The sequence below is a fragment of the Formosa sp. Hel1_31_208 genome (genome assembly GCF_900104785.1).
Taxonomy (GTDB): Bacteria; Bacteroidota; Bacteroidia; order Flavobacteriales; family Flavobacteriaceae; genus Psychroserpens.
This window is the reverse complement of record NZ_LT629733.1, coordinates 1,959,272-1,978,556: the sequence shown is the minus strand read 5'-3', so window position 1 is coordinate 1,978,556 and position 19,285 is coordinate 1,959,272. Positions and strand designations below refer to the sequence as shown.

The window sequence follows — 19,285 nt, the reverse complement described above, 5'->3', positions numbered from 1 at the left end:
TCCTATAAAAACTTTTTTTATTAAAAGTGTAACATTACATTCCTCAAGTCATCTCTATAATAAAGCATTTGTTTTTTGACACTAACCAATCAAAATATAGAGCAGTTATTACAGCTTTGTAAATCAGGCAACCAGCACGCGCAAATGGAAGTCTATAATAGATATTACAAAGCCATGTATAATACAGCCTTGAGAATTGTAAAAGACAGTTTTGAAGCTGAGGATATCATGCAAGATTCTTTTTTAACAGCATTCATGAAGTTACATAGTTTGAAAGAACTTAAAACTTTTGGAGCTTGGTTAAAGCGGATAGTCGTAAATAACAGTATCTATCACTATAAAAAAAACAATAAATATCAAGACGTTCCTTTAGATGATGTGTTATATAAAGTTGAAGATCATTCTGGAGTACCTGAAGATTCAGACTTTACAAATCTTAAGGCGCGGCAGGTTTTGAAAACAATGCAGTCACTCAAAGGTAATTATAGAATGTGCTTAACGCTTCATTTAATTGAAGGCTATGATTATGATGAAATCTGCGATATCATGGAGATCTCGCCTGCCAATTGTAGAACAATGATGTCGAGAGCAAAAGACAGTCTAAGAAAAAAATTAGAGCCCTTGGTTCAGTATTAACGTAAAGCTCAAAATGAGCAATAAGATACAACGGATGAAAAAAAATACTATGAATGATTTATTTCGGCATATGCAAGATGATTTCGATATAGAAATGCCAAGTGCCGGTCATGAGCATCGGTTTTTAGATAAATTAAAGACTCAGCAAAATCCTGTTATTGTTGGTAAGTTCAACGCTTTTAATTATTGGAGACCATTTTTAGCTGTAGCGGCTACCATTATATTATGCTTCAGTGTATTTACTGTAATACAACAGCAAGAACCAGAATTAAGAGACTTGGCAAATGTATCACCTGAATTATCACAGACACAATCCTTTTTCGTAAGTGCTATTGAACAAGAAATTACAGCCATAGAAGCACAGCGTTCTCCGGAAACAAAGGACATGATTGAAGATGCTCTGAAATCACTTAAAGTTTTAGAAACAGAATATCAAACATTGAAAGTGGATTTAACAGAAAGCGGTAATGACAAACGCGTTATTTATGCGATGATCAACAACTTTCAAAATAGAATAGACATTTTAAAAACCCTATTAGAACATATCGAAGAAGTAAAAAATTTAAAACAATACCAACATGAAAACACTATATAAATTAGTATTCACAATTGCCTTATTACCATCACTAGTATTGGCAAACACATCTGAAGGATGGAAAGGGCAACACACTAAAGAAAAAACGATTAAAAAAGAATTTAACGTTAATTCTAATGCAACTTTAAAAGTAGATAATAGCTACGGAAACATTAATATTACTACCTATGAAGGTTCTACAATTTCATTTGAAGTACACATTAAAACTAATGGCAATGACTTAGACAAAGTCAAAGAAAAATTAGATGATATTACTGTAGAGTTTAATGCGTCTAACGCCATGGTATCGGCTAAAACCTTGTTCAGTAAAAGCAAATCTAAATCTTGGTGGAATTGGGGGAAAAACAACAATGTCAATATGGAAATCAATTATGTGATTAAAATGCCGATCACTAATAATGTGGATTTGAACAATGATTATGGGAGTATTGACCTTGACAAGCTTGAGGGACGCGCAAATATTAATTGCGACTACGGAAAGATTACAACTAAAGAACTTATGGCTACCAATAATTCAATCACATTTGATTATACGAACAACTGCTACTTTGAATATATTAATAGTGGGAAAATAAATGCCGACTACAGCAGCTATACGGTTGGAAAAACAAAATCATTAGATATTAATGCCGACTATACTAAATCTGAAATCGAAATAGCTGAAGGTATTGCTTACAATTGTGATTATGGCTCAATGAAGATTAATAATGCTAACAATGTGGAAGGGAATGGAGATTACTTAACACTTCGCTTAGGCACCATTTACAAAAACGTTAATATCAAAGCTGATTATGGGTCTATTAAAATTGAAAACATGGCTGCAAATGCGGAGAATATTGACATAGAATCTGATTATAATGGTATTACCATAGGCTACGATAGTGGTTATAATTTTAATTTTGACATTGATCTTGAATACGCCTCTTTGAGAAATGCAGACGATTTTGAATTCACTAAGAAGCGTATTGAATCATCAGATAAGTATTATCAAGGGTACCGCGGAAATTCGAGTAGTGGTAATATGATTAGAATAAAATCTGACTACGGGAGTGTCACCTTTAAACAAAACTAAAAGCAATAAATAAAAACCAAATATTATGAAAAAATCACTTGTATTAGTAATAGCCTTGTTATGCTTCTCAATATCACAAGCCCAATGGAAAAAAGTAAAAGGAAACGGTGAAATGACGAAGCAAAAGAGATCGACGGGAGATTATGATGCTATTAAATGTGCTGGAAGCTTTGATTATATACTAGTCTCTGGAACAGAAGGTAACATCACTATTGAAGGCGAATCCAACTTATTAGAACATATTGTTACAGAAGTTAAAGATGGCACCTTACACGTGAAAACACAAAAGGGTAAAAACTTGAGTACGAGCTGGAATAAAACCATTACAATCACGATACCCTTCCAAGATATTGACAATGTCTCGTTGTCAGGTTCAGGAGATTTATGGAATAAAGATCGTATTTCAACCAGCACTCTTGACGTGTCTTTATCTGGTTCAGGTGATATTGTTCTTGATATTCAAACTCAGCGTGTTACAGGAAAGGTTACAGGGTCTGGGGATTTAACTCTAAAAGGCAGTACTACCGATTTAAAAGCCGGTGTAACAGGATCTGGAGATTTCCACGGATTTAATCTTCAATCTACTAATACAGATGTTTATGTGAAAGGTTCTGGTGATGCTGAAGTAGTTTGTAATGGTGTTTTTAAAGCTAGAGTTACAGGCTCCGGTGATATTGAGTACAGGGGAAATCCAAAAACTGAGGATACGAAAGTTTCAGGATCTGGAAGTATTGAAAACTAAGGATATGAAAACAATAAAAAAGCCACTCGATTTGAGTGGCTTTTTTTATATCTCGTAATTACTATTTATAATTCCTAAAGACACTTCTTGAGGCTGTTAAAAGCTTCAAAAAATGACAATACTTATATGTCAAATATAAACATCGTTGGTGTATGTGAGTTATTGCTTAGTGTAAACTAAAATGAGATCCTGAGTTATAATAACGCTACCATCCTCATTAGACGAAAAGAATCCAGCTGGAATCAAAGTAGATAATTCATTTCCATTTAAAGTCCAATCAGACACCATTCCTTCATCGGATATCGTAACTGTATTCTCAATTTGAGCCCAAGTCACATCTGAATTAAAAAGCTCCTCAATACATGCTATAGTGTAACTGTATTCATCCTCTGTTCCTACAATGATTTCAAAAGAAATATCTGCAAATGAAGTACTCATAATCACAGCTGTCCCATCATTATCAAAAACTATAGTTTCATTTTCATAACAATCTAATTCATCTAAAAAGTTCAAACTCGGAGTGCCATCATTATTTAAGTCGATAGCTTCCTCTCCTATCCAGGCCGTTAATAACCATGTCCCTTCAAGTTCTGCAGCCTGCTGATTATTATTTGAGCAATCTCCTAGCCCATCTACTGAAGCTTGTAACGATCCGTCAGCATCACCACAGGTATCAATTTGCGCTTGTAAAGCATTTCGGTATGCCGTACATAATTGTGTGTAATTATCTACATTAACTCCTAAGAAATTTAGAGCTGCTTGAGCTGTATTTGCTATTGCGATTTCACATGTTGTCACTGTGTTTTGGATATCATCTTCAAAAGGTTCATCTTCACATGATATAACTAAAACGCCTACTAAACATAAAAAATATAAGCATATTTTTTTCATAATTCATTGATATTTAGGTGCTACAAACATATAAAATAATCACAGCTTTTTATGATAAACTGATTATTAAAAACAAAAAGACCAGAATAAATTCTGGTCTTTTAATATTATAAACGTACTTAATTTCTATTATTCAACCTTTTGCCAAACAGATTCAGATACGGTTGCTATTGTAGCTACTAAACCAGCTTCATTTTGTGTTTGTATCTCATCTTGAAGAAAGGTCAGTGTTTGTCCGTCAGAACTGAGTTCAAACTGCGCCGTTTGTTCACCTTGAGCTACATCCATAGGCATTCCTTCAAAATCAAATTCAATAAATGATCCATCAATCGTCATAACATTTCCATTTGTGGAATAGGTACCAGAGCCACTAACATCAGTATAAGAATCTGTATAGCTAGTGGTTTCACCTTCAAAGGTTGATGTTATTGTCATTTCATAATCTCCAGAAACTGTATAGTTAGCAGCAGTAAAGACCAAATTATAATCTGAATTGGTTACTTCGGCATTGAATTCTGACGAGAAGTCAATCCCTGCAAAATTCGTATCGATATTAATATCTGCCTCCATACTTACTAATGTCCATGTCCCTATAAGTGATGAGGTATCTGACGCTACTTCATTAGTGATGCCATCTTCTAAAGGTTCATCTTCACAAGTGAAAGCCGATAACAACATAAATAAGCAGAATAAATAAGCAAGTTTTTTCATAATAAAATTGATTTGTTAGATTACAAACATAATACTTTATTTGTTTTCCTTCGGAACTCTGGATAATAAAATAATTCCTATCAGGAAAAATATAAATAAGAACAATATCGCGTTTCGCATGCTACCTGTTATTTGGTCGATGGTCGCAAAAATAACCATACCAATAACAATCCCGATTTTTTCGGCCACATCATAAAAACTAAAATATGAGGTTGTATCCTCTGTATCTGGTAAAAATTTCGAATATGTAGATCTGGCCAATGATTGAATACCACCCATCACGAGTCCTACTAATGACGCTGCGAGATAAAACTGAATTGGAGTCTCCATAAAATAGGCATACACGCACAATAACATCCAAATAACATTAACAAAAATCAATGTATTAATATTTCCGAATTTAGCCGAAGCTCGTGAGGTTAAAACAGCTCCTAGAATCGCCACTAATTGAATGACTAAAATACTGACAATCAAACCTTGTGTTTTAGCATCTGAACTTCCCCATGCAATCTCTTCTTCTCCAAAATAAACAGCAACTAACATAATGGTTTGAACAGCCATACTAAAAACAAAAAAAGCTAATAGAAAGCGCTTTAATCTTAAATTTTGCTGTAACTGAAGCCAAACAAGTTTTAATTCTTTGAGACCATTAAACACGACGGTTTTCGTGACTTTATGCCCATTGGACACTCCTTTTGGTAGCACATAAAAGGTATACTGACTAAATAATATCCACCATAAGCCAACTGTAATAAAGGATACTTTCATGGCCTCAAATGAAGCTAGATCTTTACTTTCTTCTGTGTTTCCGATATCGAAGCCAAACCAGTGAGGTTTCATTACCATCGCTAGATTTACCAATAGTAAAAACACACTCCCCAGATATCCCATACTAAACCCTTTGGCACTTATACGATCTTGTTGTTCTGGGAAAGCAATATCTGGGAGATACGAATTATAAAATACGAGACTTCCCCAGTATCCAATTAAACCCATGAAATAGAATAACAGACTTAAATGAATATTTTCTAAACTAAACCAATACAAGCCAATACAACCGATACCACCAACATAACAAAAGAACTTCATGAAATTCTTTTTATTCCCTACATAATCTGCTATTCCTGAAAGTATTGGAGAGGTAAACGAGACTACCAAAAAGGTAAACGCTGTCATATAAGTAATTAGTGCAGTACTTTTAAAGACCATGCCAAAAGCAGGGACCGTTTTCTCTGTTTGAGAAATAAATAGTGCAGAATAAAATATTGGAAATATAGAAGAAGCAATAGTTAGAGTGTAAACTGAATTTGCCCAATCATAAAATGCCCAGGCATTGAGCAGTTTTTTACTTCCTTTTTCTAGGTTAGCCATAGTGTGTATTTAAAAAAAGCTGCCCATAATTGGACAGCTTCTAAAATACTATAATTTTTATGGATGGCAATTAAAAATTGCCTAAAGGTCTAAATGTTGTTACTCCATACTTTTTGGCTTCAACTTTTGCTTTAGCTGCTAATTGTTGCAAATTGTTTATTCTTGAATCATTAGATGGATGCGTACTTAAAAATTCAGGTGGTGCTTGTCCCCCACTATTAGCTTTCATCCGTTTCCATAACTCCGATGCTTCATCTGGATTATATCCAGCTATAGCCATTAAAACAATTCCTATTTCGTCAGATTGCGTTTCATGACTTCGACTAAAAGGTAGCATAACGCCAACCTGACTTCCAACGCCATAAGCCTGATTGAAAATGTCTCTAGTTTGCTGATCTTTAATCGCCACATTACCGGCTACAGCGCCTAGTTGTTGGAGCATCCCAGCACTCATGCGTTGTTGTCCATGATTCGCAAGTGCGTGTGCTACTTCGTGACCCATTATGGCTGCTATACCTGTTTCATTTTGAGCAATTGGTAAAATTCCAGTATAGAAAACAATTTTACCGCCTGGCATACACCATGCATTTACGGTTTTATCATTTACCAAGTTATACTCCCATTTATAATCTTTTAAATACCCTTGATGTCCATTTGCATCCAACCAGCGTTCAGCAGCGACAGCTATTCGTTGACCAACACGTTTAATCATCTCTGCATCGGCCGTTCCTGTAACCACATTATTCTCAGTTAAAAACTGATCATATTGTGCAAATGCTGTTGGAAATAACTCTGAATTCGGAACAAGCGCTAAGGTTTTTTTTCCTGTAAAAGGATTCGTAGCGCAGGATAGAAATAACGCTAACACTCCTATTACTACTACTTTATTTTTAATACTCATATGTTATTGATTTTTTTCAGTGTGAGTTAAATTTACAAAATGATTCTTTTTACTTGGACACAATATTTAGAATTTTGTCACATTTAAATATCATGTCTTAGTTGCAAATATAATGCAACTCTGCAAACTTATTATCTATGGTTATTTTGTTATGTTATGTGTTGCACAGGCCAAGTTAAATTATCTAATTGCAATTCTTTGATTTCAAATGGAAGTCCATAAATTTGCAATTCAAAGTTTTGAAATGAGCCTACATTATTCTCATTTCAAAATTTTCAATATTAATGTCTAAATTTACTAATTATTAGTGAAAGACAATACACAATTACATTATGTTAAACTAATACTAAAACTAACACGATGTTGTAATGAAAAAGTTTTTCTTCGACAAAAAAAAAGTGAAAACAATTATATTTATACGATGAAAAAGATACTATTATTACTTACCATTAATTTACTTTTTAGTTGTAATTCTACAGCACAAAAAAAAGAAACAAACGAGACCATAATATTCCCAATATCAAAAACTGAAGCGGAGTGGAAAAAGGAACTGACAAGCGAACAGTATTATGTCATGAGACAGGAAGGTACAGAACGCGCATTTTCAAGTCCATTAAACAAAGAATACCGCAAAGGTACATTTCAATGTGCTGCATGCAACACACCTTTATTTAAAAGCGAGCATAAATTTGATTCAGGTACAGGATGGCCAAGTTTTGATAGAGAAATCAAGGGTAATGTAGCATTTTCTACAGATTACAACCTTGGTTATGCTAGAACTGAAGAGCATTGCGCTACTTGTGGTGGACATTTAGGGCATGTTTTTGGTGACGGTCCGCGTGCTACAACTGGGAAGCGTCATTGCATTAATGGTGTCGCATTGAAATTTGTACCCGAAGACTAACTACCTTAAATAAAAAAACCTTCAAGTTTAACTTGAAGGTTTTAAAACATATTTTAAACTTTAATTAGTCTTCCATTAATGTGCTGGCGGTGTAATATCCCATTTCATTAAATATTTTCCCGTCTTCATCAAATCGATGCATTAATAATACAGGTATTTTCACGCGTTTATCATCAGATTTCCGCTTAAGTCTTAAATTCCACCATGATTGTACAACCCTAGTATCATTCACTTCGTATTCTAAATAATCTGGATACCCTACCACATCAATACTCTCAATGTCCCAAACTTCTGACATTTTTTGAAAATTTTCCTTTTCTTGAGCTACGGTATTGAATTCATCCTCTTTCATGTCAAGATTACGAAACCGCGCTTTTTCTGTAAAAAAGCTGAAGCTCTTTTCTAGATCGCCATGTTCCATAGCACGTACCATTTTACGAACGGTATTGATATTTTCATGCTCATTATATAATGTTCCGTTTTTTCTTGTACTAAATGCGTCTCTCATCTTAGCCCAAACGCCTCTATCATCATAGGTGATGACCATGTCTATTTTGTTTTCTTTATTTATTCTAAACATTCTGTGAATTGGCATACTTAATTTTACACCGGTACCTTTATGCACCCCTTTGAGCATATCCCAAGTTTGAATCCAAAGCCCAGAATCTTTATATTCTAACGCGTCCGGATAACCTCCAGACCTTGAAATACTTAAGTAATCCACGTTATTCTGCCAACCCATGGATGATCTTACAAATTGACTCTTGTTCATACCTTCATCATCGGGATCCGTATCCATTCCATCAAAAGCTTTAAAGTCTTCCGCAAGATAACTTGCTACTTTAATCGTGTCGCCTTTAACATAAGCCTGTTGCATTTCCTCTACCATTTTTATAGAAGGATGATCAACATAGATGGTGCCATTTTTTTTCTTTTGGGGGAACATGATGATAGTGAACATCATCATCGTTAGGATTAAATAATTTTTCATAATACTTAAATTGATTAGTTAATACTATAATTTAAAAAATAAATGTTAATTCTTCGTGTTTTTTATTGATTATCAGGCATTTATAACTGAATTTTCTTACATTAATCACCAAATTGTCCTAAAATTCATACAATCTTATAACATGATTAGCCCGTCTGCATAGATTGATAAATGTGCTTTTAAATCTCCATTTTGTTATGCCTGTTTTTAATAAACCAAGTCTGGAATAAAAAGGCTGTAGACATTTTTCAGATGACCTTTAATATTACAATTTGGTTTTGTAACTTCGTAACCTCAAAAAACAGACAAAAATAGACTCATGAGTAAATACGATATTATAGTACTTGGTAGTGGTCCTGGAGGCTACGTTACTGCAATTAGAGCATCACAATTAGGCTTTAAAACGGCTGTCGTTGAAAAGGAAAGTTTAGGTGGCGTTTGCCTTAATTGGGGCTGTATACCAACTAAAGCATTGCTTAAATCTGCTCAGGTTTTTGAATATTTAAAGCATGCCGAAGATTATGGTTTAAAAGTAAAAGATGCTGAACATGATTTTGACGCAGTAGTAAAACGAAGTCGTGGAGTCGCTGATGGTATGAGTAATGGCGTAAAATTCTTAATGAAGAAGAATAAAATTGATGTCATTGAAGGCTTTGGAAAGCTTAAAATGGGAAAAAAAGTTGAAGTAGACGGCAAAGACTATAGTGCAGATCATATCATTATTGCCACTGGAGCTCGCACTCGCGAATTACCTAGTTTACCTCAAGACGGTAAGAAAGTAATAGGCTACAGACAAGCGATGACTCTGGAGAAGCAACCTAAGAAGATGATTGTAGTTGGCTCTGGAGCAATTGGTGTTGAGTTTGCTTATTTCTATAATTCCATGGGCACCGAGGTGACTGTAGTAGAGTACTTACCTAATATTGTTCCTGTTGAAGATGAAGACGTTTCTAAACAACTAGAACGTTCATTCAAGAAGAGTGGCATTAAAGTTATGACCTCTTCCGAAGTGACAAAAGTAGATACTACTGGAAAAGGTGTAAAAGCCACGGTAAAAACTAAAAAAGGTGAAGAAGTATTAGAAGCCGATATAGTATTATCTGCTGTAGGAATCAAATCAAACATTGAGAACATAGGGTTAGAAGATGTAGGTATTGCAGTTGATAGAGATAAAATATTAGTTAATGATTATTATCAAACTAATATTCCTGGATATTATGCTATTGGTGATGTCACTCCTGGTCAAGCTTTGGCGCACGTTGCGTCTGCCGAAGGAATTTTATGTGTTGAAAAAATTGCTGGTCAGCATGTAGAAGCTCTAGACTACGGAAATGTGCCAGGGTGCACCTATTGCTCTCCAGAAATTGCAAGTGTAGGTCTTACTGAAAAACAGGCTAAAGAGCAAGGGATCGAGATTAAAGTGGGTAAATTCCCATTCTCAGCTTCTGGAAAAGCCAGTGCTGGTGGTAACAAAGAAGGCTTTGTTAAAGTCATATTTGATGCCAAGTATGGTGAATGGCTAGGATGCCATATGATTGGAGCTGGTGTGACTGATATGATTGCTGAAGCTGTTTTGGGACGTAAACTGGAAACTACGGGTCATGAAGTATTAAAAGCGATACATCCACATCCTACTATGAGTGAAGCCGTAATGGAAGCCGTTGCCGATGCTTATGATGAAGTGATTCATTTATAGTACACACCTAATATAAATAAAAAAAAGGCGATTCAATTTTGAATCGTCTTTTTTTATAAACGAATTCCTACTCCAAAAAACAAACCGTTAGGCGAAAGTTCCTCGAAACCTAAGGTGTATTTGACATGAGCATCTAGTATATCGCTAAGTTGAAAAGCTACGCTTATATCACCTCTTACTTTAAACTTATTAACAAAAAAGTCAAAGAAATAATTCATACTTGGACCAACTAAAATGTTAAGATTATTTACAACTTCATAGCTTACATAGATTGGTGCGTTTAAAAACTTAAAATCACTCAAACCTATATATAGAAATTCTGGCTGAATAGAAAACCCTTCATCAATTTCAACATTTACAAAAAAACCGCCATAATAACCAACTTCTGTTTCTGTACTCGGTCCAAAATTACTTTCAACAACTTGAAAGAATGTGAGGTTCAAACCGCCTTTCAAGCCAAATGTTGTTTGATTTTGAGCCTCTATATTTAGACTTAGAAATGGAATACAAATTAAAAAAAATACGAACTGTTTCATAGGGTACATCAATTAAATGAAATGATCTTAGCATTTTTGCTATATAATCTTAAATCAATCCAAGAAACTTTGAAGTGCTAACGCATAACTCTGAAGACCGAAGCCTAAAATTACACCATGTGCATTTGGCGATATAAAGGACTGGTGTCTAAATTCTTCTCGCGCAAATGTATTTGAGATATGAACTTCAACTACAGGTGTATTTATAGCTTTAACAGCATCTCCTATTCCAACCGACGTATGCGTATAAGCTGCCGCATTTAAAATGATACCATCATATGTATAACCTACATCTTGTAGTTTATCAATGAGCTCTCCTTCAATATTGGATTGATAGTGTTCTAACGTGATATTGGGATACTTATTGACTAAGGTTTGAAAAAAGTCTGTAAACGATTGATTGCCGTAGATATTAGTTTCTCGTTTACCCAATAAATTGATATTTGGGCCATTAATAATAATGAGTTTTTTCATAAAGTAAAGATATTAAATTTTAGCACAAAAAAAACCGAAGCTACATGCTTCGGTTTTTTATAAACTATACCTTTAGTTTATTGAAAGAAGTAACCAACGGATAGTTGAATCACACTATTCTTATAAGAGGATTCTCCTAAAAAGTCTGGATTATCATTAAGGTCGCTTAGACCTAAATTATATCGTGCTGCGAAATTTATACCATTATCTAGTTGATAACCTAAACCAAAATTAACACCGAAATCAATGCCTTTAAGATCATCCTTTATATCTACTTCTTCGCCTTCAGTCTCTTCCTTAGCAGATAAAAGAATTCCAACTTGCGGTCCAGCTTCAATACTTAAACCTTCGACGACATAATATTTAGCCATAATCGGAACATTAAGAAAATCAGCTTTTACAGTACCGCTAAATGTCATTCCTTCAAACATCTCTTCCCAGTCTGATCCTTGAGAAGAATAGAGAATTTCAGGTTGTATAGAGAATGACTCAGATATCGGGATTTCCACAGCTCCGCCAACGTGAAACGATGTTCTTCCTTTAAAGCTATCAGCGTCATCTCCAGTAATATCTGAAAAATTCACGCCTGCTTTAGCGCCAAACTTTACGGACTCATTAGTATTTTGGGCATTTACAAATGCCAATGCAAATACTGTTACAAACAAACATACTAGTAATTTTTTCATGATTTATAGTTTAATTAATTATTTACAAATAAAATAACACTGGTAAATGTAAATCTCATAATTAGTTTACAAAATGATAATCATCAGTTTTCTAGCGCTTTAGTATTTATAAGGCAACTATTAAGCACAAAAAAACCGAAGCTCGTAAGCTTCGGTTCTTATAATTTTATGATGTCTAAAATTAGAATTTGTAAGTCACACCAAAGTTGATGTCAGATAAATCTAAATTTAATCCAAAAGAATTGACAGCTTCAGCGCCATCAAAATCATCTTTAGAACTTGCATAAGATAATGCTCCAATAGATGCTCTAAGTGCGAAACAATCAGAAACAAAATAGTTTACACCTGGCGCAACAGCAATAGCAAATGTATTGTTTTTAAGTTCTCCTCCACCTGCTGGTTCAAATTTGCTATTTACATAAGAAACTCCTGCTCCTAAAGTAAAAGAAAATTGACTAGATGGTGTAAAGAAGTAAGTAGCTCCTAAACCACCTCCGAATGAAGTCGACTTATCTTCAGCACTTCCAAACTCTTCTTTAGCTGAACCCACTAACAAGTTAAATTCTAAAGCGATGTTTTCACTAATGAAGTATCCTACAGTAGGAGAAAAAGTTAAATCATTTGCTTTTGCATCTCCTTGAGACGCACTATTGAATCCAACAGTACCTGAAACATAAAGATCTCCATTTGCGAATCCACCAGTAGTGTTTTCATCTTGTGCATTTACATTTGTAAATCCGAATACTGCAACTGCAGCAATAAGTAATACTTTTTTCATAATAATTAAGTTTAAAAATTTGGTTTATAATTTTAAATTAGTCGGCAAACATAATCGTATTTTTTATAATTCACAAGAAAAATAACATATTTTTATGCATTTCATCGATAAAAAATGATATTTCAACGTGTTTACGACATGAAAAAGGAAGCCCGAAGACTTCCTTTTTTTTAATAATTACATAGATTAGAATCCGAAGTTCACCCCTGCATTTACAGTTGAGAAGCTTCCACCATCTACACTAATACCTCTGTAAGATACCGTGATTTGAGTGTTTTCGGCTACGTTATAACCTACCATTGGTCTGTAATAGAATCCTCCATCACCATCACCAACAGCTATTGCATAACCTAAGTCTGCTCCTACTTGGAAATCGTCAGACGCATTGAAACGACCTGCTGCAGCTAAAGGAATGTACTGAAAATCTTCAACATCAGAAGTAACAGTAGTTCCTAAAAATGTAAATGATTGCTCATCACCAAAAGATTGATTAAATCCAGAAGCAACACCTGCTTCAAAAGAATCAGATACTTCCCACATGTAGTTAAGGTCTAAACCTACATTAAATGTGTAGAAATCTCCAAAATCTCCAACTGGAAGACCTGCAGTTATTCCCGCAGAAAAATTTTGAGCAGTTACACTAGTTAATCCAAATACTGCAAACGCAGCTAATAACATTAATTTTTTCATAATTAAAAAGTTTTAAAATTGATAAATACAAACTAAGTGCTTTTTTTTCATTTTGTAAACATTTTTTTACATCTTATTAACAATTTTATAAACAAAATATCTTAAAGCACTCTATATCAGTAATTTAAAATGTTAAGTTATTAACAATTTATTAAAAATGCATCATATAACGTATACCTAATAGCCCTATTTAGCTTATTATTTACGTTATATTTAACCTATTTTTGTTTAATAAGCACGTAAACAAGACTATGAAGTGGCAAGATGCTCTTAATGATTACAAATATTACCTCAGAATTGAACGGGGACTTTCTTCTAATTCAATAACAAACTATGCCCTAGATATTGATAAATTAATACGTTACTTAGACAATCATCATATCAATCTGTCACCTATTCATATAGAATATGACACCATTCAGCAATTCATTTATCAGACATCAAAAGAGCTCAACACGAGATCACAATCTCGTTTAATATCAGGTTTACGAAGTTTTTTTACGTATTTGGTTTTTGAAGATTACAGAAAAACAAACCCATTAGATCATATTGAATCTCCTAAAATTGGAAGAAAGCTTCCCGACACCTTAGCATTAGAGGAAATAGATGCCTTAATTGGCGCTATAGACCTTAGCAAATCATATAATGGTGTTAGAATAGGAGAACGCAATAGAGTGATTCTAGAAACCCTATACAGCTGCGGCCTTCGCGTGAGTGAACTTATAAATCTTAAAATTTCTGATTTATTTTTCGATGAAGGCTTTATAAAAGTGACCGGAAAAGGCGACAAACAGCGTTTTGTACCTATAGGACCAAATACTCAAAAGTATATCAATATTTGGAGAGACATAAGAGCTCACATCATCATTCATCCTGAACATAAGGACACTTTATTCCTTAATAATAGAGGGAAGCAATTAACTCGAGCTATGATATTCACCATTATAAAAGATCTCGCAAAAGCGATCCGCCTCAATAAAGTGATCTCTCCTCATACCTTCCGACATTCGTTTGCAACACATCTACTCGAGAATGGCGCAGATTTGAGAGCAATTCAACTCATGCTTGGTCATGAAAGCATTACAACTACGGAAATATATATGCATGTAGATCGGTCGCATTTAAAAGAGGTATTGATGAGCTATCATCCTAGAAAATAAAAAAAGTACCCGTGTAGAGTACTTTTTAATAAAATTTTGTCAATTACTTATTTAGCAATATTCACTGCTCTTGTTTCTCGTATCACAGTGACCTTCACTTGTCCTGGATAGGTCATATCAGTTTGAATTTTTTGAGAGATTTCAAAGGATAGATTTGCAGCTTGTTCATCTGAAACCTTTTCACTTTCGACCATAACACGTAATTCACGCCCGGCTTGAATCGCATAGGCCTTATTAACACCTGTGAATCCGAATGCGACATCTTCTAAATCTTTTAAACGTTGTATGTATGAATCCAACACTTGTCGTCTTGCTCCAGGTCTTGCTCCTGATATTGCATCACAAACTTGCACAATTGGAGCTAACAATGTTGTCATTTCAATTTCATCATGATGGGCTCCAATCGCGTTGCACACTTCTGCTTTTTCTCCATGTTTCTCTGCCCATTGCATACCAAGAATAGCGTGAGGGGTCTCCATATCGGCTTCTGAAGATGGTACTTTTCCAATATCGTGCAATAAGCCTGCGCGTTTTGCTAATTTCGGATTTAGGCCTAATTCGGCTGCCATAACGCCACATAGTTTAGCAACTTCTCTAGAATGCTGCAATAAATTTTGTCCGTATGACGAACGGTATTTCATTCGTCCGACTAATTTTATTAATTCAGGGTGTAAACCATGAATCCCCAAATCGATTACAGTTCGTTTACCAACCTCAACAATCTCTTGCTCAATTTGTTTCTGTGTTTTTTTAACAATCTCTTCTATACGAGCTGGGTGAATTCGACCGTCCGTCACTAATTTATGTAATGATAAACGTGCAATTTCACGTCTTACAGAATCAAAGCACGATAAAATAATCGCCTCTGGTGTATCGTCAACAATAATCTCTACGCCTGTCGCCGCTTCAATGGCACGGATATTTCGTCCTTCTCGACCTATAATTCTACCTTTAACATCATCAGATTCAATATTGAATACAGAGACACAATTATCAATAGCTTCTTCTGTACCAATACGCTGTATCGTATTTATAATAATTTTCTTGGCATCTTGTTGGGCCGTTAACTTCGCTTCTTCTAACCTATCTTGAATATAACTCATAGCATCAGTTTTAGCCTCACCCTTAAGTGATTCAACCAACTGTGCCTTAGCATCTTCAGCAGACAGACCCGAAATAACTTCCAGTTGTTTGATCTGACTCTTATGTGCTTTTTCCACTTCGTCTTTCTTTTTCTCAAGAAATTCCAAACGGAAGTCATAATCTTTAATTTTAGCTTCTAAAGATTGATTTGCTTTTTTCTGTTTTGCTAATTCGCCAGAAATTTGAGATTCTTTATCGCGAGTGCGTTTCTCGGCTTCTGCCATTTTCTTATCACGAGACAAAATGACTTTCTCGTGTTCTGATTTTAGTTCAATAAACTTTTCTTTAGCCTGAAGGATTTTATCCTTTTTAATCGATTCACCTTCGCTTTTTGCATCTTTTAAAATCGAATTGGCCTCGCTTTGTGCATTCTTGACAAGTTTAGATGCGTTATTCTTTTCTAATCCTTTTGCAATAATATATCCGAGTACTATACCTAGTACTACGCCACCAACAATCATTAAAATTGTGTTCGTATCCATGTTTATTTAAATTTATATATAAAAAAAGCCTACATCAGTTGTGGATTTTGTATAAACTCCTTAAAAACAAGTTTAGGGCTAACAAGCTGATCAAAAATCTGCCTAAAATACTGGAATACTAAAACAAGTTTAGCATGAACAGCACTAGCAGCACGGTTTTACAACTTCAACTCACCCTTTTTAAAGAATTAACGTTGAGTTTATCAAAAATAATAACTAATGTAGGCAGTAACCTATTGTTTATTTTAAAGAACGTTATGCACTTATATGTTCATGAAGTAATTGATTTAAAGCTACAAGCTTTTCTTCAACTTCTTCACTAACATTGGCTTTATCTATTGTTTTTTGCTCTACTTGAGAGGCAAATTGCAAAGCACACATTGCTAAAACATCTTGCTTATCTCTCACAGAATAATTTTGCTCAAACTGATTTATCATGGCTTCTATCTTTTTAGCAGCCTTGCGCAATCCTTCTTCCTGACTAGGAGCAATTGTTAAAGGGTACACTCGATTAGCTATAGAAAGCTTTATTTTTAGCTGTTCGGCCATTTACAATACGTTTACACTATTCAGACAATTGAGCTATACAATAATCAATATCTCTAATTAATGTGTTTATTTTGAGCTTTGTTTCTCTGTTATTCTCGTCACTGCCCAGTAAAGAGTTTGCCATTTTGAGCGCTTCGTGTTTTTCAACCCAAGAACTCATTTCTTCTTGTTGCTGAATGTTTTTCTGTTGTTGTATTGCTAATTCTTGAGACAATTTCGTGTTCGTTTGCTTAAGAACTTCAAGTTTATGTAAAACCTTACTTATTTTATTCTCAAGAGAATCAACAATATCTTCAATTTTACTCATTTACAAATTTCAATACTGATGAAACAAAGTTAACATACTAACTGAAAAATCACAATTGTTTTGATGTTAATTTTAAAAATAATGAAGTAATCTCAGCAATAGCCTCATAAATAGCTTATTTAAATTATGAGAGCAGAGCTTTTTATTCTCCTTTTCTTTATTATTTTTACTCATTCATTCTGTCGCTGAATGATATGGAATTATTATGTATAGATTATTTTCTATATTGAATTAAAATCAATATTTTTACGTTAAACTCTTTAACGTAGTATATATCGTATGAAATATTTAATTGTAGTTGTCTTTTTCTCTCAGTTTGGCTTTAGTCAATCGCCATATCCTCAAGATTATTTTAGACATCCATTAGATGTCACTTTAGTACTTTCCGGGACGTTTGCTGAGTTACGGTCTAACCACTTTCACTCAGGACTTGACATAAAAACACAACAGCGTACTGGTTTAAATGTTTATTCTGTAGCACAAGGCTATGTCAGTAGAATAAAGATTTCACATTATGGTTATGGAAAGGCACTTTACATCACTCATCCAAATGGTTACGTAAGTGTATATGCGCATTTGAGTAAATTTTCACCGCGTATTGAAAAGTACATAAAAGCGTGTCAATATGATAAGGAGAGTTACGAAGTTGAAGTATTTCCATCTCCAGAGGAGTTGGTCATAACAACCGATGAAATAGTAGCTTTTTCAGGAAATACAGGAAGTTCTGGTGGTCCACATTTGCATTTTGAAATCCGAGATAACCAAGAACGCCCCATCAATCCAATGTTATTTGGAATAGATATTAAAGACACCAAGCCTCCGTTTTTATCGGCTGTATACGCCTATCCAAAAAACAGATCGTCACATATTGACAATAACAAAAAGAGAAAAGAATTGCGCCTGATACCTCAAAAAGATGGTGATTATACTACAGAACCCATAAATGCACTAGGTGAAATCGGATTTGGTATTGTGAGTTATGATCAACAAGACCTTGCAACTAATAAAAATGGAGTGAGTAATATTCAGGCGTTCTATAATGGAAACAAAAACTTTGAAATGGATTTTAAACGATTCTCGTTTGATGAATCAAAACATATCAACAGGTATATTGATTTTGAAATCTACAAAGAAAAGAAATCGAGAATTCAGAAGCTTTTTGTTCAAACTGGGAATACACTTAGCATGTTAAAAGATGTAGATTTTAATGGATACCTGAGAATTGAAGATAGCACCAACAATATTTACAAAGTACGTATACGAGACTTTAAAGGCAACGAAACCTGGTTAACTATCCCTATCAAAGGAAAAACAGCCAAGGAAATTCTTGAAGCACCAGACTTAAAACCAGTTACATATATATATGCCGATCAAGATAATGCATTAGAAAAAGATAATATTTCTGTCTATTTTCCAAAGCAAACCTTTTATGAAGATTTTCATATGGATTTTAGTGTAACTAATGATACGCTCAAACTTCACAAAGATATAGTGCCATTGAAAAAAAGTTATACTATTAAATTTGATATTAGCAACTACTCCGAGGTTGATAAGGACAAATTATTTATTGCTAAATTATATGGTTATTACCAAAAACCAAGTTATATCAGTACAAAACGTATCGGAAATTCATTATCTGCTCGAACTAAAGTACTCGGGACTTTCACACTAGCAAGTGATATTGAAGCCCCAACGATTACGCCAGTTAATTTCCAAGATGGGAAATGGCTGAGTAAACTTAACTATTTAAAAGTGAAAATAGAAGACGTCCTTTCTGGCATTAGTAACTACAGAGCAACCATTAATGGAAAATGGATTTTGATGGAATATGATTATAAGAAGGACACACTAACTTATAATTTTGAAGATAACGTTAGTGTAGAAACCGAAAACAATCTAAAAATAATTGTTACTGATAATGTTGGAAATAATACTACATTTGAAGCAACATTTTTTAGAAAGTAAAAAAA

At 34.1% G+C, this 19,285-nt stretch carries 21 protein-coding genes and 1 other RNA gene; 8 read left to right on the top strand and 14 right to left on the bottom strand.

The annotated features are described in order from the left end of the window. Positions 1-75 precede the first annotated feature (75 nt). From BLT57_RS08935 to BLT57_RS08920, 4 genes are read left to right on the top strand one after another with little or no spacing between them, the layout of a single operon-like run. On the top strand, positions 76-636 hold the full coding sequence (locus tag BLT57_RS08935) for an RNA polymerase sigma factor (protein ID WP_091425026.1): 561 nt from the start codon (positions 76-78) through the stop codon (positions 634-636). A gap of 34 nt (positions 637-670) precedes the next feature. Next, a complete protein-coding gene (locus BLT57_RS08930; RefSeq protein WP_091425024.1) occupies positions 671-1,231 on the top strand; it encodes a hypothetical protein in 561 nt (186 codons plus the stop codon). Next, positions 1,215-2,303 carry a hypothetical protein gene (locus tag BLT57_RS08925; RefSeq protein WP_091425022.1) on the top strand — a complete coding sequence of 363 codons (1,089 nt, stop codon included), beginning with the start codon at positions 1,215-1,217 and terminating at the stop codon, positions 2,301-2,303. The genes BLT57_RS08930 and BLT57_RS08925 overlap by 17 nt, the downstream gene beginning before the upstream one ends. Positions 2,304-2,328: 25 nt before the next feature. Further along, on the top strand, positions 2,329-3,045 hold the full coding sequence (locus tag BLT57_RS08920) for a head GIN domain-containing protein (protein ID WP_091425020.1): 717 nt from the start codon (positions 2,329-2,331) through the stop codon (positions 3,043-3,045). Positions 3,046-3,204: 159 nt separating this feature from the next. Here BLT57_RS08920 and BLT57_RS08915 read toward each other — a convergent pair whose 3' ends face one another. The 4 genes from BLT57_RS08915 to BLT57_RS08900 all read right to left on the bottom strand — a co-directional run bounded on the left by BLT57_RS08915 (position 3,205) and on the right by BLT57_RS08900 (position 6,919). Beyond that, positions 3,205-3,936, bottom strand: coding sequence for a hypothetical protein (locus BLT57_RS08915; protein ID WP_091425018.1), 732 nt, complete (start codon positions 3,934-3,936; stop codon positions 3,205-3,207). Positions 3,937-4,065: 129 nt separating this feature from the next. Continuing rightward, entirely contained in the window at positions 4,066-4,647 is a 582-nt protein-coding gene (locus tag BLT57_RS08910) for a hypothetical protein (protein ID WP_091425017.1), read from the bottom strand. A 36-nt stretch (positions 4,648-4,683) separates the two neighbouring features. Next, a complete protein-coding gene (locus BLT57_RS08905) occupies positions 4,684-6,018 on the bottom strand; it encodes an MFS transporter (protein ID WP_091425015.1) in 1,335 nt (444 codons plus the stop codon). Between the two features lie 70 nt (positions 6,019-6,088). Continuing rightward, positions 6,089-6,919 carry a M48 family metallopeptidase gene (locus BLT57_RS08900; protein ID WP_091425013.1) on the bottom strand — a complete coding sequence of 277 codons (831 nt, stop codon included), beginning with the start codon at positions 6,917-6,919 and terminating at the stop codon, positions 6,089-6,091. 421 nt (positions 6,920-7,340) lie between these two features. Between BLT57_RS08900 and msrB the strand changes: the two genes are divergently transcribed. Beyond that, on the top strand, positions 7,341-7,823 hold the full coding sequence (msrB, locus tag BLT57_RS08895; protein WP_091425011.1) for a peptide-methionine (R)-S-oxide reductase MsrB: 483 nt from the start codon (positions 7,341-7,343) through the stop codon (positions 7,821-7,823). Between the two features lie 64 nt (positions 7,824-7,887). Here the strand turns inward: msrB and BLT57_RS08890 are convergent, their stop codons facing one another. After that, on the bottom strand, positions 7,888-8,814 hold the full coding sequence (locus BLT57_RS08890) for a nuclear transport factor 2 family protein (protein WP_091425009.1): 927 nt from the start codon (positions 8,812-8,814) through the stop codon (positions 7,888-7,890). 319 nt (positions 8,815-9,133) lie between these two features. Between BLT57_RS08890 and lpdA the strand changes: the two genes are divergently transcribed. After that, the gene (gene lpdA / locus BLT57_RS08885) at positions 9,134-10,510 is read left to right on the top strand and encodes a dihydrolipoyl dehydrogenase (RefSeq protein ID WP_091425007.1); all 1,377 of its coding nucleotides are present in this window, start codon (positions 9,134-9,136) and stop codon (positions 10,508-10,510) included. 53 nt (positions 10,511-10,563) lie between these two features. On the opposite strand, the gene BLT57_RS08880 is transcribed toward lpdA, so the two are convergent. The 5 genes from BLT57_RS08880 to BLT57_RS08860 all read right to left on the bottom strand — a co-directional run bounded on the left by BLT57_RS08880 (position 10,564) and on the right by BLT57_RS08860 (position 13,674). Further along, entirely contained in the window at positions 10,564-11,046 is a 483-nt protein-coding gene (locus BLT57_RS08880) for a hypothetical protein (RefSeq protein WP_157717156.1), read from the bottom strand. A 54-nt stretch (positions 11,047-11,100) separates the two neighbouring features. Continuing rightward, entirely contained in the window at positions 11,101-11,520 is a 420-nt protein-coding gene (gene aroQ / locus BLT57_RS08875; protein ID WP_091425004.1) for a type II 3-dehydroquinate dehydratase, read from the bottom strand. 77 nt (positions 11,521-11,597) lie between these two features. Then, the gene (locus BLT57_RS08870) at positions 11,598-12,206 is read right to left on the bottom strand and encodes a porin family protein (protein WP_091425003.1); all 609 of its coding nucleotides are present in this window, start codon (positions 12,204-12,206) and stop codon (positions 11,598-11,600) included. Between the two features lie 181 nt (positions 12,207-12,387). Then, on the bottom strand, positions 12,388-12,984 hold the full coding sequence (locus BLT57_RS08865) for an OmpW family outer membrane protein (protein ID WP_091425002.1): 597 nt from the start codon (positions 12,982-12,984) through the stop codon (positions 12,388-12,390). Between the two features lie 186 nt (positions 12,985-13,170). After that, on the bottom strand, positions 13,171-13,674 hold the full coding sequence (locus tag BLT57_RS08860; protein ID WP_091425000.1) for an outer membrane beta-barrel protein: 504 nt from the start codon (positions 13,672-13,674) through the stop codon (positions 13,171-13,173). Positions 13,675-13,925: 251 nt separating this feature from the next. Here BLT57_RS08860 and xerA point away from each other — a divergent pair, with 251 nt between their 5' ends. Further along, entirely contained in the window at positions 13,926-14,834 is a 909-nt protein-coding gene (gene xerA, locus BLT57_RS08855) for a site-specific tyrosine recombinase/integron integrase (RefSeq protein WP_091424998.1), read from the top strand. Between the two features lie 47 nt (positions 14,835-14,881). Here xerA and rny read toward each other — a convergent pair whose 3' ends face one another. The 4 genes from rny to BLT57_RS08835 all read right to left on the bottom strand — a co-directional run bounded on the left by rny (position 14,882) and on the right by BLT57_RS08835 (position 17,315). Further along, positions 14,882-16,459, bottom strand: a complete 1,578-nt coding sequence (gene rny, locus BLT57_RS08850; RefSeq protein WP_091424997.1) for a ribonuclease Y — start codon at positions 16,457-16,459, stop codon at positions 14,882-14,884. Between the two features lie 53 nt (positions 16,460-16,512). Next, positions 16,513-16,659, bottom strand: a non-coding RNA gene (ssrS, locus tag BLT57_RS08845) — 6S RNA. Positions 16,660-16,714: 55 nt separating this feature from the next. Further along, entirely contained in the window at positions 16,715-17,008 is a 294-nt protein-coding gene (locus BLT57_RS08840; protein WP_091424995.1) for a cell division protein ZapA, read from the bottom strand. Between the two features lie 16 nt (positions 17,009-17,024). Continuing rightward, positions 17,025-17,315: a hypothetical protein gene (locus tag BLT57_RS08835; protein ID WP_091424993.1), complete on the bottom strand. Its 291-nt coding sequence runs from the start codon at positions 17,313-17,315 to the stop codon at positions 17,025-17,027. Positions 17,316-17,594: 279 nt separating this feature from the next. On the opposite strand from BLT57_RS08835, the gene BLT57_RS08830 reads away from it, so the two are divergent. After that, positions 17,595-19,280 (top strand): M23 family metallopeptidase, encoded by a 1,686-nt coding sequence (locus BLT57_RS08830; protein WP_091424992.1) that lies wholly within the window; start codon positions 17,595-17,597, stop codon positions 19,278-19,280. Positions 19,281-19,285: the final 5 nt, after the last annotated feature.